General features: G+C 51.6%; 10 protein-coding genes. 8 read left to right on the forward strand and 2 right to left on the reverse strand.

Going from position 1 to position 16,220, the window contains the following annotated elements; genetic code table 11:
* Positions 1 to 64: 64 nt before the first annotated feature.
* A complete protein-coding gene (locus tag A3849_RS27860) occupies positions 65 to 979 on the reverse strand; it encodes a dihydrodipicolinate synthase family protein (RefSeq protein WP_074114328.1) in 915 nt (304 codons plus the stop codon).
* A 98-nt stretch (positions 980 to 1,077) separates the two neighbouring features.
* On the opposite strand from A3849_RS27860, the gene A3849_RS27865 reads away from it, so the two are divergent.
* From A3849_RS27865 to A3849_RS27875, 3 genes are read left to right on the forward strand one after another with little or no spacing between them, the layout of a single operon-like run.
* Entirely contained in the window at positions 1,078 to 1,836 is a 759-nt protein-coding gene (locus A3849_RS27865; RefSeq protein ID WP_074114329.1) for an IclR family transcriptional regulator, read from the forward strand.
* Positions 1,837 to 1,873: 37 nt separating this feature from the next.
* Positions 1,874 to 3,850 (forward strand): YjhG/YagF family D-xylonate dehydratase, encoded by a 1,977-nt coding sequence (locus tag A3849_RS27870; RefSeq protein ID WP_083613696.1) that lies wholly within the window; start codon positions 1,874 to 1,876, stop codon positions 3,848 to 3,850.
* Positions 3,850 to 5,439 (forward strand): glycoside hydrolase family 43 protein, encoded by a 1,590-nt coding sequence (locus tag A3849_RS27875; RefSeq protein ID WP_074114330.1) that lies wholly within the window; start codon positions 3,850 to 3,852, stop codon positions 5,437 to 5,439. The genes A3849_RS27870 and A3849_RS27875 overlap by 1 nt, the downstream gene beginning before the upstream one ends.
* Before the next feature lie 43 nt (positions 5,440 to 5,482).
* On the opposite strand, the gene A3849_RS27880 is transcribed toward A3849_RS27875, so the two are convergent.
* A complete protein-coding gene (locus A3849_RS27880) occupies positions 5,483 to 6,382 on the reverse strand; it encodes an AraC family transcriptional regulator (RefSeq protein ID WP_074114331.1) in 900 nt (299 codons plus the stop codon).
* 186 nt (positions 6,383 to 6,568) lie between these two features.
* On the opposite strand from A3849_RS27880, the gene A3849_RS27885 reads away from it, so the two are divergent.
* The 5 genes from A3849_RS27885 to A3849_RS27905 all read left to right on the forward strand — a co-directional run bounded on the left by A3849_RS27885 (position 6,569) and on the right by A3849_RS27905 (position 16,210).
* Entirely contained in the window at positions 6,569 to 8,800 is a 2,232-nt protein-coding gene (locus A3849_RS27885) for a glycoside hydrolase family 52 protein (RefSeq protein WP_074114363.1), read from the forward strand.
* Positions 8,797 to 10,884, forward strand: coding sequence for an alpha-glucuronidase family glycosyl hydrolase (locus A3849_RS27890; RefSeq protein ID WP_074114332.1), 2,088 nt, complete (start codon positions 8,797 to 8,799; stop codon positions 10,882 to 10,884). Before A3849_RS27885 ends, A3849_RS27890 begins: the two co-directional genes overlap by 4 nt.
* Before the next feature lie 276 nt (positions 10,885 to 11,160).
* Positions 11,161 to 11,955 (forward strand): Nif3-like dinuclear metal center hexameric protein, encoded by a 795-nt coding sequence (locus A3849_RS27895; protein WP_074114333.1) that lies wholly within the window; start codon positions 11,161 to 11,163, stop codon positions 11,953 to 11,955.
* A 190-nt stretch (positions 11,956 to 12,145) separates the two neighbouring features.
* On the forward strand, positions 12,146 to 14,437 hold the full coding sequence (locus tag A3849_RS27900; RefSeq protein ID WP_074114334.1) for an AraC family transcriptional regulator: 2,292 nt from the start codon (positions 12,146 to 12,148) through the stop codon (positions 14,435 to 14,437).
* 174 nt (positions 14,438 to 14,611) lie between these two features.
* Positions 14,612 to 16,210: an extracellular solute-binding protein gene (locus A3849_RS27905; protein ID WP_074114335.1), complete on the forward strand. Its 1,599-nt coding sequence runs from the start codon at positions 14,612 to 14,614 to the stop codon at positions 16,208 to 16,210.
* The last annotated feature ends 10 nt before the right edge of the window (positions 16,211 to 16,220 follow it).

The raw sequence follows: 16,220 nt of genomic DNA on the forward strand, positions 1-16,220 counted from the left end.
ACAACGGCAGAAATACCGTTGTTGAAGCGCCGGCGGTTGGTTCCTCTTAAAAATCCCTATCCTATCAGCCCCAAGGAATCCCAGCGTTGCTGAAGATTTGTTTCAATTGCCGTTCTTTCTCTTCGTTCCATGGGGTTGCCGGGGCATGGCTGAAGACAGGAACCGGAACACCCGAGAGACGCACTGCTTCTTTGATTGACGGGATAAATGGATCATCCAGCGTATACAGCGGTGGAATCTGAATCACTCTCCGGTGGTATTCAAGCACCGCTGACAAATCATTATTCTGAAAGCTCTTATATAAGCCCAGCATAAGCTGCGGAGCAAAATTGGCACTGGCTGCAATCGCCCCGGCTCCGCCTGCTGCAAGGGTGGGCAGCAAATATTCATCAAAGCCGCAGAATACAGCAAATGCCGGATTCACTTCCTTAACCTGCAGAATCATCTGCCGGATATGGCTTAGCTGGTCCACCGTTTCCTTGATGCCAACCACGTGGGAATATTGGGCCGCAAGCCGGCTGACAAAGGCAGGACTCAAATCCTGGCCGGTAAGGGCCGGGAAATTGTACAGCATCAGAGGCAGCCCGGAGGCTTCGGCAATAGAGGCATAATGTGTAAACAAACTTTGCCCGCTTAGCTTGCAGTAGTAAGGATTGATAACGACAACGCCGGTAGCCCCGCTGCGGTCAGCATGCCGGGTGAGGCGGATGGCTTCGGAGGTCGTATTGCTGCCTGTTCCAATCCAGACCGGGAGGCGGCCTGCCGTATAGTTAATGCAAAACTCCGCAATCTCCTCCCGTTCCCCCGCATCAAATTGGTTGAACTCCCCGGCGGTTCCCAGGAAGAACAAGCCATGAACACCTTTGTCGATCAAGCTGTCAATCAAAAGCTGCATTCCAGTACGGTCAAATTTCTGCATTTCATTCAATATGGTGGGAACAGGGGGGATAATGCCTGCATTTGCATGAATAATATTCATTTTATTCCGCCTCCAAGTTTGATACTATAAACACAAGGTTATTATATTGAACCTGATGGGGTTTATCAATTGTTGTTTTATAGAGAGGGGATTGAAGGTTGGAGCGTAAATATTGGGTTCCTGCTTTGGAACGGGCCGATTTGATTCTGAATGCGATTTCCCTGAAGCCGGGGGAATGTAAAATGACCGATCTGTGCGATGCAACGGGCATCAACAAAAGCTCGATGTTTTCCTTGCTGCGGACGATGGAAGTTCTGAAATGGGTGAAACGGGATGAGAAGGAAGCCTATGCGCTCGGGGAAGGTGTCGCGTATCTCAATACAGTGTTCAATGAGTCGCATAAGCAGAATTACAACCTGGTGGAGCATTTTCTGAAGGCTTCCTCAGAGAGTGTTAAGGCTGTTGGCGAAACCTTTCAGCTGTCAGTACTGGACCGGAGTGAGATTATCTATCTGGCCAAGCAGGAAGGGCCATCCCTGGTGAAGCTGGAGTCTAGCCCGGGGATGAGGTTCCCCGCTCATGCGACAGCAATGGGGAAGATGATGCTTGCGCTGCTGCCGCCGGATGAGTTAGACAAGCGGTACCCCGATAAGATCTTATCTCAGGTCACGCCACAGACCCTGACAGACTGGAATGAATTTACGGGGGAATTGGCCGAAATCCGCAACAGCGGATATTCCGTAGATCAGGAAGAGATTATTCAAGGGATCTGCTGTGTAGCTGCGCCTATCCTTGATGCTTCCGGGAATGCGGCAGCAGCAGTAAGCGCCTCCATGCTGCGACATGCTTATGCCGATAAACAGGAAGCTGTCACTGAAGCGGTTATCCTTTTGGCAAAGAAGTTGTCTTTATCTTAATGCCGGACATCCAAACAAGAAGAAAGAAGGGTTCAGAATGGAAATAAGCATGGAACAGATCATGCGTGAGGCACCGGAACAGACAGCACCTGTACATACAGCTGCGGCAGGGCCGGCAGGCAGACTCCCTATAACGGGTGAAATGCTGCGAAGTGCCCCCAGTGGTGAAATATTCGGAATGACCCAGAATTCGGGCATGGGCTGGAATCCGCTCCACTTGAATCGGCCTCAATATCTCATCCTGGGCACGATGGGGGGAATTCGGCGCGAGGATGGCAGTCCACTGGCTCTTGGCTACCATACCGGGCACTGGGAAATTGGCCTGATGATGGAGGAAGTCGCACATGAGATTACTGCACATCAGGGGATTCCGTTTGCGGGCTATGTCAGCGATCCCTGCGACGGCCGTTCCCAGGGAACGTCGGGCATGTTCGATTCCCTGCCGTACCGGAACGATGCTGCGATGGTCCTGCGCCGGTTAATCCGTTCTTTGCCTACACGAAAAGGGGTACTGGGGGTAGCTACCTGCGATAAAGGGCTGCCTGCGATGATGCTTGCGCTGGCAGGTATGCGTGATCTTCCCGGAATAATTGTACCCGGGGGAGTCTCTTTGCCTCCTGTTCAGGGGGAGGATGCCGGTAAAGTACAAAGCATCGGAGCCAGATTCAGCAATGGAGAGCTGTCCCTGGAAGAGGCGGCGGACCTCGGATGCAGAGCCTGCGCAACACCCGGCGGCGGATGCCAGTTTCTGGGGACTGCCGCGACGGCCCAGGTAATTGCCGAGGCGCTCGGCATGTCGGTTCCACATTCTGCGCTGGCCCCCTCGGGGCAGCCTGTGTGGAAGAATATGGGGCGCCAGTCTGCCCGTGCGCTTTTGCATATGGAGCATAGCGGTATGGTCATGAAGGATATTCTGACAGACCAGGCGATCAGCAATGCCATGGTGGTTCATGCGGCGTTTGGAGGGTCAACCAATCTGCTGCTCCATTTGCCTGCCATCGCCCATGCCGCCGGGCTGCGCGTTCCAAGCGTTGAAGATTGGAATGAAGTCAACCGAAAGACCCCGCGCCTGGTCAGTGTGCTGCCGAACGGACCTGTTCCGCATCCGACGATCCGCGTGTTTCTCGCGGGAGGCGTTCCTGAGGTGATGCTCCATCTGCGCCGGCTGGGACTGATTGACGATTCGGTTCGGACGGTTACAGGAAGGACGCTTGGAGAAAATCTGGACTGGTGGGAAACCTCGCAGAGACGCCAGGATATGCGAAGCCGTTTGAGAGAGGCGGATGGCATTGATCCGGATACTGTTATTATGAGTCCCCAGGAGGCTGCACGGCAGGGACTTGCCTCCACAATGACTTTTCCGACAGGCAATCTGGCTCCAGAAGGCTCGGTCATCAAATCTGCAGCTATTGATCCCTTGGTTCTGAACAGTGAAGGCGTATACAGGCATGTGGGGAGAGTAAAGGTCTTTACTGCGGAAAAGGACGCGATTAAGAGCATCAAGGACGGACTCATCCACGCAGGGGATATTCTTGCCGTCATTGGCCGCGGTCCCAGTGGAACCGGAATGGAGGAGACCTACCAATTGACATCCGCACTGAAGCACTTGCCCTTTGGCAAACACGTTACACTGATCACCGACGCCCGTTTTTCCGGTGTGTCCACGGGGGCATGCATCGGACATATCGGTCCGGAAGCGCTGGCGGGAGGACCGCTTGGCAGACTTCGGGATGGCGACTGGGTAGAGGTCATAATCGATACAATCAAGCTTGAAGGAAGTGTGAATCTAGTAGGAGATGGCGAAAAGCCGGGCTCACCGGAAGAAGGAGCGGAGATTCTGGCTTCCCGGACCGCCCATCCGTACCTTGCTGTCGATCCGGGGTTGCCGGATGATACCAGACTGTGGGCAGCACTGCAGGCCGCCAGTGGCGGAACCTGGCAAGGCTGTGTGTATGATACCGATAAAATTATTGCCGCCCTCGAAGCAGGCCGGCAGGCATTGGGGTGGAAATGATGAACAGAAATCTGATTCAGAATCCGATTCTTCCCGGATTTCATCCGGACCCGTCTATCTGCAGAGCCGGGGAGGATTATTATATTGCCACATCTACATTTGAATGGTTTCCCGGTGTGCGTATTCACCATTCCCGTGATCTGGTGAATTGGCGGGTGCTCACGCATGCGCTGACCCGCAAATCGCAGCTGGATATGGAAGGAGACTTGGACTCTGGGGGAGTATGGGCACCGTGTCTTAGCTACGACAATGGAATCTTTTACTTGATATATACCGACGTCAAGAGCAGACAGGGAGCCTTCAAGGATACTCCCAATTATCTGGTTACCGCCCCGGATATCGAAGGTCCCTGGTCTGAGCCGGTCTATCTGAACAGCAGCGGCTTTGATCCGTCCCTGTTCCATGATACGGACGGGCGTAAATGGCTGGTCAATATGCTGTGGGATCACCGGAAGCACAAGAACAGCTTTGCCGGAATTGTTTTACAGGAGTATTCGACAGTGCTGAATCGGCTGATCGGGCCGGTAATTCCTATCTATAAGGGTACAGAGCTCGGGTTGACGGAAGGCCCGCATTTGTACCGGAAAGACGGCTGGTATTACCTGATTACGGCTGAGGGGGGCACTCAGTATAACCATGCTGTCACAGTTGCCCGGTCACGGAATATGGAAGGACCCTATGAAACCAGTCCCCGCAATCCGGTGCTGACTTCAGCAGGCAACAGGGACCTGGAGCTTCAAAAGGCAGGGCATGCCTGTCTGGTCCATACGCATACAGATGAGTGGTATATGGTTCACTTGTGCGGCCGTCCGGTCAAGGAGAAGTACTGCAATTTGGGCCGGGAGACAGCGATTCAGCGCTGTATCTTCACAGAAGATGAATGGCTGGCCCTTGCGGATGGAACGAACCAGCCCTCCCTTACAGTGGAAGGCCCGGATATTCCCGCTCAGCCCTTTCCGTCACCTGCGGAGAGAGATGATTTTGACAAGCCGGTGCTGGATGTCCGCTGGAGCACCTTGCGTGTTCCTGCCGATGAATCCTGGCTCTCGCTCAGGGAACGGCCAGGGTTTCTGCGCTTGTTGGGAAGAGAGTCCATGAGCTCCCTGCACCGCCAGAGTCTGGTTGCCATGCGCCAGCAGGCTTTTTGCTGCAGTGCTGAAACCGGGATGGAATTCGAGCCGGAGCATTTCCAGCAGATGGCCGGTCTGATCATCTATTATGATACGAAGGATTACGTGTATCTGCGGATTACCCATGATGAGGAACTGGGCAAGTGTCTGGGCATCGTCCGATCCATGGACGGCGTTTTCGATGATTCGGTGTGTGCGCAGATTCCTTTGCTGCCTGGAACAAGCTGCCGGCTGAAGGTAATCATCCTACGGGAGTCCGCTCAGTTTTATTACAGTGCAGGCAATACAAGCTGGGAGAAGATCGGCCCAAGCCTGGATATATGTCATTTGTCCGATGATTTCCCGGCGTATATCAGGTTTACGGGAACTTTTATCGGAATGTGCGTTCAAGACCTCAGCGGAACCTTTCAAGCTGCGGATTTTGATTATTTCGAGTACAAGGAGATTTCCAGGGATTAAGTATAAGTATCCTTCCCGCCAGCCGTTATTTTACCGCTGTTATTTACTCTTCCCTGTACTCCCGCGGTGATTTGCCGTACCAGCGTTTGAACTGGCGGCTGAAGTGGGCAATATCGCGGTAACCCAGCAGGCCTGAGATTTGGCTCACGGACAAGCTTGAATCATCAAGGAGCACCTTGGCCTCGTGAAGCATTTGTTCGGACAGAAATTCTCTGGGCGACACCCCGAACACCTGCCGGAATACACGGTAGCAGTGAGAGGCGCTGATCCCCAGCTCTGCAGCAATATCATCTATACCGTAATGGCTGTCGTAAGGCAGCTCCAGTTGAAATTGCTGATAGACCAGTCCCTGCAGGCGGCTGCGGATCTGATGGGCAAGCTCCACCTTCTCATAAGTGCCCGAAGCGGGTAAATTGGCCTCGATGGAGAAGGCCTCCCACAGCTGGCCGAACAGGTCAAACACCGCAGACTGCAGCCTCATCCGCTGGGACATCGTGATATCTCCGGAGATGGTACCTGAGATCTCTACCAGCCTGGTGAAGACGGGACCTAATTTATGGGCGATGGTACTTCCAGCTTCGAAAAGAACATGGTCAAGCCGGCTTAACAGTGAGATCAGAATCTTGTCGTCGATATCAAAATGAATACAGAAATAAGTAAAGGGTTTGCCATTGCCGCTTTTGCTAGAGTGGGAATCGCCCGGTCTCAACAAGACCAGATCCCCGGCCTTCTGTATATAGCTATGATTATTGACGACAAGCAGCTGTTCTCCTTCGAGTACATAATTAAATTCGTATTGCGGATGCGCATGAACGGGATAAGCCCACTCGCCGTGCACCTTCCGCAGGTGCATTCCGAATAAATTCAGTGTTGTCTTCACATCGGGTATGATCGTTTCGCTGATGCTGTGCCCGAGTACAGGCGGAATAAAGGCTGAAACCATGGAGCCTCTCCTTTCAAAACTATATATGTGAACAAAAGTGTATCTATTAGTATAGCAGGACTCCAGCTTGATTTGGGTAAATATTTGCTTGATTTGACAATGTTCTCACCCCGGAGGGGCATGTTAGGATGAACCTATACAATGAAGCAAGCAGACATGAAACTGAAGATCCAGAAAGGAGTCTTTATGACGAAAACTAATGTATTCTATAATGTTCAGCACTCACCGATTGGAGCCTTTGCGAGTTTCACTTTGGGATTCAAGGGGAAGAATGGGGGACTTGGACTGGAGCTGGGTAAGCCGGCTGACCAGAATGTGTATGTTGGATTCCAGTCCGGAGATGGTGAAACCTATGAAGTCCTGCCCTTTTTCGAGCATGTGGAGGATGCAGGGGCCAGATATGATATCGAAAAGGCCGACGAAACCGCCAAGGAATTGCAGGAGGTGTTCCCTGCTCCGCCGGGAGGACATGACAAGGATAAGCCTAGCGGCTGGTATCAGCCGTCCCGGATTGTTTTGAAAGCGTTTGAAGACCAGGCGATTACCCGATCTCTGCGTTCCGCATCAGACACCTGGAAGGCGGGGGATCTGACTTTTACCATCTACTCGCCTGTTCGCTCCGTTCCGGATCCGGCTTCCGCAGATGAGGAGGAACTGAAAGCAGCCATTCTTCCGGCCGTTTTCGCTGAACTGACACTGGATAATACCCAGGGAACCTTTGCGAGAAAAGGATTCTTCGGTTACGAAGGCAGCGATCCCTATAACTCCATGCGCAGGCTCAGTGACACCAGCGGCGGGGAATTCGAAGGCATCGGACAAGGCCGGTTGACAGCCATTGCCTGTAAGGATACAGGGGTGCAGACTGCCCTCGGGTTCACCATGGAGAAAATACTTGAAGCCAAGCTGGAGCATAACCTTGCGTTTGGGCTCGGTGGAACCGGTGCGGTTATGATGGAGGTTCCTGCGGGTGAGAAGCGGACGTACCGCTTTGCTATCTGCTTTTACCGGGGCGGGCTGGTTACAACAGGAATAGATGCCAGCTATGCGTATACCCGTTATTTTAGAAATATTGAAGCTGTTGCAGGGTACGCACTGGAGCATTTTGACGAGTTGATCGATTCCTGTGAATCCGGCAATGACTGGATCGGTTCTGCCCGGCTTACCGAAGACCAGTCCTTCATGCTCTCGCATGCGATTCACAGCTATTATGGCAGCACCCAGCTGCTGGAAGCAGACGGGAAGCCCATTTGGATCGTGAACGAAGGCGAATACCGGATGATGAACACACTGGATCTGACGGCGGATCAGCTGTTTTTTGAACTGGTTATGAATCCCTGGACGGTCAGAAATGAACTGGAATTGTTCGTGGAGCGCTACAGCTATGAGGATAAGATTGTCTTCCCTGGCGGAACCGAGGAATATCCGGGAGGCATCACATTTACCCACGATGTCGGCGTAGCCAACGTATTCTCGCGGCCGCAGTATTCTGCTTATGAGATGGCAGGGCTGGATGACTGCTTCTCGTATATGAGCCATGAAGAGCTGGTTAACTGGCTGTGCTCGGCTCTGGTCTATATCGAACAGACCCAGGACCGCGAATTCATCGGCAATATGCTGCCGACGCTTCGTGCCTGCTTCGAGAGCATGCTGAACCGTGACCATCCTGAGAGTCATTTGCGCAATGGCCTAATGGGTCTGGACAGCAACCGCACACAGGGCGGGGCTGAAATTACTACTTACGACAGTCTGGATACCTCGCTGGGACAATCCCGCAATAATATTTATATGGCAGGCAAGTGCTGGGCGGCTTATGTGGCCCTGGAGAAATTTTTCAAGCAAGAAGGATGGGCTGAACTGTCAGCGTCTGCCGGACAGCAGGCGGACAAATGCGCTGGTTCCATAGCTTCCAAGCTGAACAGTGAGGGGTACATTCCAGCCATCATCAATGAGGACAACGAGTCCTGTATTATTCCGGCGATCGAAGGACTGGTGTTCCCGCTGTTCACAGGCTGTGAAGAAGCGCTTGACCGGAATGGCCGGTTTGCAAGCTATCTGAATGCGCTGAACACTCACTTGAACAACGTACTTGTTCCGGGAGTCTGTCTTTTCGAGGATGGCGGCTGGAAGCTGTCTTCGACCAGCAATAATTCCTGGCTCAGTAAAATCTATCTGTCCCAGTTCATCGCCCGCGAGATTCTGAATGTGCCTTGGGACGTCCGCGGAATTGCAGCAGATGCGGCACATGTCCGCTGGCTGCTCCATCCGGAGCTGTCTTACTGGTGCTGGAGTGATCAGATTCTCTCCGGCCTTATCGGCGGCAGCAAATATTATCCGCGGGGTGTTACGGCCATTCTGTGGCTGCTTGAAGGCACAGGCAGCCGGTCGCTGACCAAGATCAAGGAGAATCCCTTTGTATGAATCATTCCAAGGCTATCAACAGCATGATTGCTGACGGTGGTTACAATGCCTGGTTGAGTTATCCATCTTTGCCGTCCGGGCGTCTACAGGATCAATATGTGAAATGGTGCGGGGCGGTACAGGCAACTGAAGAGAACGATACGGTTCAGGCTGCCCTCCGGGAATGGCAAAGAGGCATTGAATCCATGCTTGGTATACAGGCAGTGAAAGTGAGAGAACAGGCTCCAACGGGTTTATCTGTAGTACTCGGCACTTTCCAGGGCGGGAATCCGCTGATTGGCAGTATGTTCGGGGAGGAAACGATCCGTAGGGTGGGCCCTGAGGGTTTTGCAATCCGCACCAGCGAAGAAAAGGGTTGTATTGCCATTGGAGCCGCATCACCGGCAGGTGTACTCTACGGAGTATTTCATCTGCTGCGGCTGATCGGCAACCTGGAGGAAATCGAAGGGCTGGACGAAGTTATTAACCCGGTAAATGGGCTGCGGATGATCAATCATTGGGATAATTTTGACGGAAGCGTGGAGCGGGGATATGCGGGAAGATCCTTTTTTTATGATAACAACCGTTTTACAAACGATGTGGAGCGAATCCGTGATTATGCGCGGCTGATGTCCTCTGCAGGAATCAATGCTATTGCCATCAACAATGTGAATGTCCATGCGCTTGAAACGCTGTTTATCTCCAAGTATCTGCCCGAGGTTGTAAGCATTGCTGATCAGTTCAGAGTATATGGCATCAAGCTGTTCCTGAGCGTGAACTTTGCTGGTCCGATGCATGAAGGGGAAGTGGACACCGCTGATCCGCTGGACCCTGGAGTACGCAAGTGGTGGCAGGAGACAGTAGCCGGGGTGTACGCGGCGATTCCCGATTTTGGCGGATTTGTGGTGAAGGCCGATTCCGAAAACCGTCCGGGGCCGTTCACCTATGGCCGGGACCATGCCGATGGCGCCAACATGCTGGCTGAAGCGCTGGAACCGTTCGGCGGAATTGTCATCTGGCGCTGCTTCGTATACAACTGCAAGCAGGACTGGCGTGACCGCAAGACGGACCGGGCCAGAGCGGCCTATGACCATTTCAAACCACTTGACGGCAAATTTAAGGATAACGTCATTCTGCAGATCAAGAACGGTCCGATGGATTTTCAGGTCAGAGAGCCGGTATCCCCATTGTTTGGAGCACTTGAGCGGACAAACCAGGTCATCGAATTTCAGATTGCCCAGGAATATACAGGACAGCAGCGCCATGTCTGTTATCTGGTTCCACAGTGGAAAGAGGTCCTGGAATTCAACACCTATGCCCAAGGAGCAGCGTCTCCGGTGAAGCATATCGTGGACGGATCCCTGTGGGGCAACCGTCATAGCGGGATTGCGGCGGTGTCCAATGTAGGCAATGACCGGAATTGGACCGGTCACCTGTTGGCTCAGGCGAATCTGTACGGATACGGCCGTCTGGCCTGGAATCCGGAGCTGACGGCTGAGGAAATCGCCAGTGAATGGATCTCCCTGACCTTCGGTACAGATCCGGCCGTTTCAAGTGTGGTCAGCCGGATATTGCTGGATTCGTGGGAGATCTATGAATCCTATACGGCACCGCTTGGCGTAGGCTGGATGATTAATCCCGAACATCATTACGGGCCGAATGTGGACGGCTATGAATATTCGCAGTGGGGCACCTATCATTATGCGGACCACCAAGGGATCGGTGTAGACCGTACCGTGAGGACCGGAACGGGCTACAGCGCCCAATATATAGGCTTGAATAGCGAACGTTATGATTCTCTGGAGACATGCCCGGACGAATTGCTGCTGTTCTTCCACCATGTTCCGTATACCCATGTGCTGCATTCCGGCAAAACCGTGATTCAGCATATCTATGATACCCACTTCGAAGGGGCGGAACGTGCGGCAGAGCTGCTGGCTTCCTGGTGCAGCCTGAAGGGGAACATCCGGGAGGATTTGTACTCGCAAGTGGAGGAACGTCTGAAGGGACAGGTCAATCATGCCAAGGAATGGCGTGACCAGATCAATACGTATTTCTACCGTAAGAGCGGTATTGAGGATACCGGCCAACGCACCATTTACTGAGAGGGGAACAGGGACTTGGATACTGATACTCGGGCCACAGTAGACGGTAAGCCCCCATTAAGGATGAAGTAAGCGATCTGGCGGTTGGCGTATGCAGCTCCGATTTTCAGTATTAGCTTCCGAAGCCAGCATGGTTCGGGCGATGCCACAGATGTCCTGGGTGGATCACAATAGAGCATTTGCTGCATGATTGTACTTTCGCGTTCAGACCCAGCATCTTCATAGACCTGCTTACCTATACTTATTATTTCAAGTTCAACTTATACAGGAGGGAATATGACACTTACCTTCGGACACATCATCGATCACTTAACCAAAGGAATCACCAGGCTTGAACAGACCGTAGACAAGCTGGAGCCGGGAGACCCGGAGACTGGCGTGCAGGGAATCGTTACGGCCTTTTCCGCCTCACAGTCTGTCATTGAACAGGCAATTGCGCTGGGAGCGAACCTGATCATCACGCACGAAGGCGTATTTTACAGCCACCAGCCTCACGCACACGAACTGGAGCAGGACCCTGTCTATCAACAAAAAGCCGAGCTTATCGCCTGTTCAAACCTCGGGATTTACCGGTTTCATGATTACCTGCACCGATATACACCGGACGGGATCGTGGAAGGGCTTATCCGGGAGCTGGGTTGGCAGACATATGTTACCGAGCACCGGCCGTCTGTGTCTATTTTGACCATCCCGGCTATGAAGGCTGAAGAAGTTGCGGAATATTTGAAAAAGCAGCTGCAAATTCCTTATGTGCGTGTTGCGGGCAATCGGTCTACTTCATGTGTGAAAGTGGGTATTCTGGTCGGCTATCGGGGGGGCGGCTCCTCGGTTATCCCATTATTTGATCAAGAATCTCTGGATTTGATCATCGCCGGGGAAGGACCGGAATGGGAGACGCCGGAGTATATAAGAGACGCTGCCCGTCAGGGGCGGGACAAGGTATTGATTATGCTGGGTCACGCGGAGAGCGAGGCGCCCGGTATGAAATATCTGGCAGAGCAGCTGTCAGCAGAGTTTCCGGATGTGCCGGTACATTTCGTGAAAGATCAGCCGGTATTCCGTGTAGTGTAATTACCCGAACCTCTTTGGAAGCAAAAGGGCGGGGAGTGCCAGACTACTCCCTGATCCGCTTGCGGATAAAGAGGTTTTTTTTCAAACGATCAATCCGGTTCATATTGTAGATTGCCCTTCAGGCGATTTATATCTTATAGTTGTATTCTAGCAAAGGTAGAGGCGAAGTCACCTTAAGGGAGTGCAGAATATGAAGCAACAAAAGAAGTTGATGTTCAGCAAAAGTGTGGCCTATAAATGGATGGTCTCCTATGCTGTGATTATGCTAATTCCGCTTATTGTTAGCGCTATCATATATCTTCAGACGAAGCAGATCGTCGAATACGAGATTGAACGGGCAGGCCATGCGATGCTGAAGCAAATGCAGAATACTGTCGACAGTGAAATGAACCAGGCTGAGAAAATGGCGATGCAATTGTCCATCCATAATGATGTGAACAAATACCTGAATTTAACGCTCCCGGATGAGAGAACGCAGTCTTTTCAAATCTATAAGGCCCGCCAGGAGCTAAGCAAATATAAATCGACCAATGACTTTGTAACCGGGATTTATCTGTATTCCAGCCGTTTGGACAAAGTGCTGACGGATGAGACTTATGTGGACAGTAATACTTTTTATGAAATTAACCGCCAAATGATCGGAATGCCTTATGCGGATTGGCTGACTATGCTCAAAGGAGAGGCCGATAGAGAGAAAGGCTTGCTTCCGCAAATTGAATTTAAACGCTGGGGCACGAATGTTGTCTTGATGAAGCCTTTCTCGAATGCCGGAGGGGAAAATGTTCTAAGGGGGACGCTCGTCCTTCCGCTGAACGGCAGCAAAATTCAAAATATGCTTAAAAACGTGGATTGGGTCAACAACGGGGATGTATACATCGTCGATAAGAATCAGCAAATTTTGTTTCAGAGTAATAGTCTGGCCAATTTTCAGAGTGTGCCTTTTGCCGACGAAGGCGAAAAGGGCGCAGGGACTTCCTTTATGGATATCGCTGGTACGGAGAACATGGTTTCTTTCATCGATTCGGACACGACCGACTGGAGGTATATAAGCGTGTTCCCATCAAGTGTATTCTGGGAAAAAGCGCGGGAGATTCGCAACCTGAATCTGTTCGGACTGCTGCTCTGTTTTTTTGTGGGAGGCGGGGTGATTTCTTATTATGCACGCAAGAACTACAATCCTGTCCGTGAATTGGTAAATATGTTCTCAGGAGCCACAGATGAGCAGTCTCAGCGGGTGCTGGATGAGTTCGCCTTTATTAGAGAGAGTGCACTCGCTACGATCCGGGAAAGAGATGATAGTAACAGCAGGCAATTCAGACAGCTGCGTGTGCTGCAAACCTATTATTTATCGCGCCTGCTCAAAGGGCAGATTGAAGATGGATTAACTGTTGAAGAAGCGGCAAGGCTGCATCACTTCGAATGGGAATCAGAGGATTTTGCAGTGTTGCTGTTCTACATTCAGGGCTGCGGAGAAGACGGGCCATCGCCCAGCCTTGCCAATTTTATCGTTTCTAATATACTGAAGGACTTCACCGGTGAGCATCATGGCTTAAGCTTTACGGAAATGGATGGCATGCTGGCCGCTGTGATGAATATCGGAGCCGGGCGTTCCGCCAGCTGGAAAGAGGATATTGAGGAAGCGTTGGCCAAAATGCTGGAGTTCATTAAGCAGAAATACCGTCTGCATATCGTGATGGCCGGAAGCGAGCGTCACACCGGACTGAACAGTCTGCATCTGGGATATCTTCAAGCGCTGGAGGCTCAGGAGTACCGGCTGGTGCTGGAAGAGAATGTGTCGGTCTGGTATGGCGATATTGAACCACAGCAGACAGACTATTACCTCTCCCTTAATGATGAGGTGGTCTTCATCAACCTGATTAAAAGCGGGGAGCTGGCGAAGGCTTCAGGGATGGTGGATGACATACTGGCCCAGTTTTTCGGTTCCCAGGTTTCTATAGAGCTGGTGAGGTATGCGATGATTGATTTGAGCAGCTCAATCATGAAGGCGGTTCCGCAAGAGACTCAGCGCTCGAAGCTGTGGGAGGAATGGCGTCCCATGAAACGTCTGCTGGTCTGCACCACACGGGGGGAATTTCGGCAGGAGCTGATGGAGCTGACAGCAATAGCCTGCGGCATGGCGAATGAGAAGCTGACTCTTATGTCCAATAACGGAATCGGTGAAGAGGTCTCGGCGTATGTTAAGGACAACTATGCAGATATTAACCTCAGTGTGTCCATGATTGGCGCGCATTTCGGTATTACTCCCCAGTATGTCTCCAAGTTGTTCAAGGAACAGACGGGACAAGGGCTGCATGATTATATCAGTCAGATCCGCACAGCGGAGGCGAAAGTGCTGCTGCAAGATGGAGTAACCATTGAGGAAATATCCGCCCGTGTCGGCTTCTCCAGCAGCAGTGCATTCATTCGGGTGTTCAAAAAATATGAAGGCATCACCCCGGGCCGTTATAAGAATCTGCAATAAGTGAAATGGATATTCAATTTGCGTAAAAAGAGGGTAGGAGCTCAAATGGCCTATCCCCTTTTTGCGTTTTGATCGATGGATTTTGCATATTGAACATTGTTTGTATACAAGAATCGGCTTACATTGTAAGGGCATCAAGTCGTCAAATAACACTAAATGGAGGTCGTCATCCTGATGAAATTAATCCAAAAGAAAAAAGCCCACAAATCGCTTCTTCTTCTTCTTTTAGGGGCCACACTGCTTACAGCAGGCTGCAGCAATTCAAGCAACAACTCAAATGAAAGCGCTTCTGGCACGCCTGCCAGTGAAACCCCAGCAGCAGATTTCTCTTATCCAATGCCGGGAGGTACCGAATTAACCTTTATGAACGAACAACTGGGAGGTACGCCCGAACGGTTGCCTGTCGACGACGAATACGAAAAGCGCACAGGAATTAAAATCAAGCAGCTCGGCGGAACGCCGATGACAGACCAGAAATTCAGTCTGCTGCTGGCTTCCGGTGAATTGCCGGATATCTTCCTGAATACCTGGTTGCAATATCCGGGCGGCCCGGACAAAGCGGTGGAGCAGGGCTACATTCTGAAGCTGAATGATCTGATGGACAAATATGCTCCCAACTTGAAAAAGACGCTCGCGGAGCATCCTGAAATCGACAAAATGATCAAAACCGATGATGGAACCTACTATGCCTTTCCTTTCATCCGCTCCGAAACGGGGCGGGTCTATGGCGGGCCGATTATCCGCAAGGATTGGCTGGATGAGCTGAAGCTGAGTGTTCCGGAAACGATGGATGAATGGCACACGGTGCTGACCGCTTTTAAAGAAAAGAAAAATGCCGCCGCACCTGTAACCTTCCGTACCATGTTCCTCGGTGAGCGGACCGGAGGATTTGCCGGGGCCTTTGGTGTTATGGGGAACTTCTATGTGAATGACGGTAAAGTAGTCTACGGTTACCTGGAGCCTGGATATAAGGATTATCTGAAAACGATGGCCCAGTGGTATAAAGAAGGACTGATCGACAAGGACTTTGCTTCGATTGATTCGGCAACCGTAGACAAGAAGATGACCTCCAATGTGAGCGGGGCAACAATCGGCTGGCAGTTCTACATTGAGAAATACAACGCAGCCGCACAGGAGACGGATCCGAATGCCAACTTTGTAGCGGCTCCATATCCTGCAGCAGCCAAAGGCGGACTCCCCGAGTTCGGACAGCTGGATAATGCTTATGCCGGTACGAGCTCGGCCGCGATTTCTGCCACAACGAAGAATGTCGAAGCAGCGATGCGCTGGCTGGATTATGCCTACACTGAGGAAGGAAGCATGCTGAACACTTTTGGCGTTGAAGGCACTACGTATACTCTGGAGAACGGCAAACCTGTATATACCGATCTGGTGGTTAAAAATCCGGAAGGCCTAGGCAGTGACCAGGTGATGATGAAATATTCGCACGGAACCAATTTCCCGATGATTCAGCAGGATAACCATCTGCCGGCCAAATATAAGCAAACCACGGAATCTATCGGCATCTGGAAGAAAACCAATCATGAAAGCCATCTGCTGCCGCCAATCACACCAACCGCTGAGGAAGCCGACGAAATGAGCAGTATTATGAACGACATTAACGCCCTTGTGAAGGAAGCCGAGCTCAAAATTATTCTGGGTACTGAATCTGTTGACAACTACGATAAATATGTTCAGCAGATGAAGGATATGGGAATTGAAAGAGCTCTGGAAATTCAGCAGGCAGCCTATGAGCGGTACATGAAACGCTAGAACCCGTTAC

This window comes from Paenibacillus sp. P46E (assembly GCF_001909095.1).
GTDB classification, from domain to species: Bacteria; Bacillota; Bacilli; order Paenibacillales; family Paenibacillaceae; genus Paenibacillus_AQ; species Paenibacillus_AQ helianthi.

Bases quoted from the DNA above. Each gene is read 5' to 3' on its own strand.
- A3849_RS27860 (WP_074114328.1), bottom strand. From the start codon at position 979: ATGAATATTATTCATGCAAATGCAGGCATTATCCCCCCTGTTCCCACC.
- A3849_RS27870 (WP_083613696.1), top strand. From the start codon at position 1,874: ATGGAAATAAGCATGGAACAGATCATGCGTGAGGCACCGGAACAGACA.
- A3849_RS27875 (WP_074114330.1), top strand. From the start codon at position 3,850: ATGAACAGAAATCTGATTCAGAATCCGATTCTTCCCGGATTTCATCCG.
- A3849_RS27880 (WP_074114331.1), bottom strand. From the start codon at position 6,382: ATGGTTTCAGCCTTTATTCCGCCTGTACTCGGGCACAGCATCAGCGAA.
- A3849_RS27885 (WP_074114363.1), top strand. From the start codon at position 6,569: ATGACGAAAACTAATGTATTCTATAATGTTCAGCACTCACCGATTGGA.
- A3849_RS27890 (WP_074114332.1), top strand. From the start codon at position 8,797: ATGAATCATTCCAAGGCTATCAACAGCATGATTGCTGACGGTGGTTAC.
- A3849_RS27895 (WP_074114333.1), top strand. From the start codon at position 11,161: ATGACACTTACCTTCGGACACATCATCGATCACTTAACCAAAGGAATC.
- A3849_RS27900 (WP_074114334.1), top strand. From the start codon at position 12,146: ATGAAGCAACAAAAGAAGTTGATGTTCAGCAAAAGTGTGGCCTATAAA.
- A3849_RS27905 (WP_074114335.1), top strand. From the start codon at position 14,612: ATGAAATTAATCCAAAAGAAAAAAGCCCACAAATCGCTTCTTCTTCTT.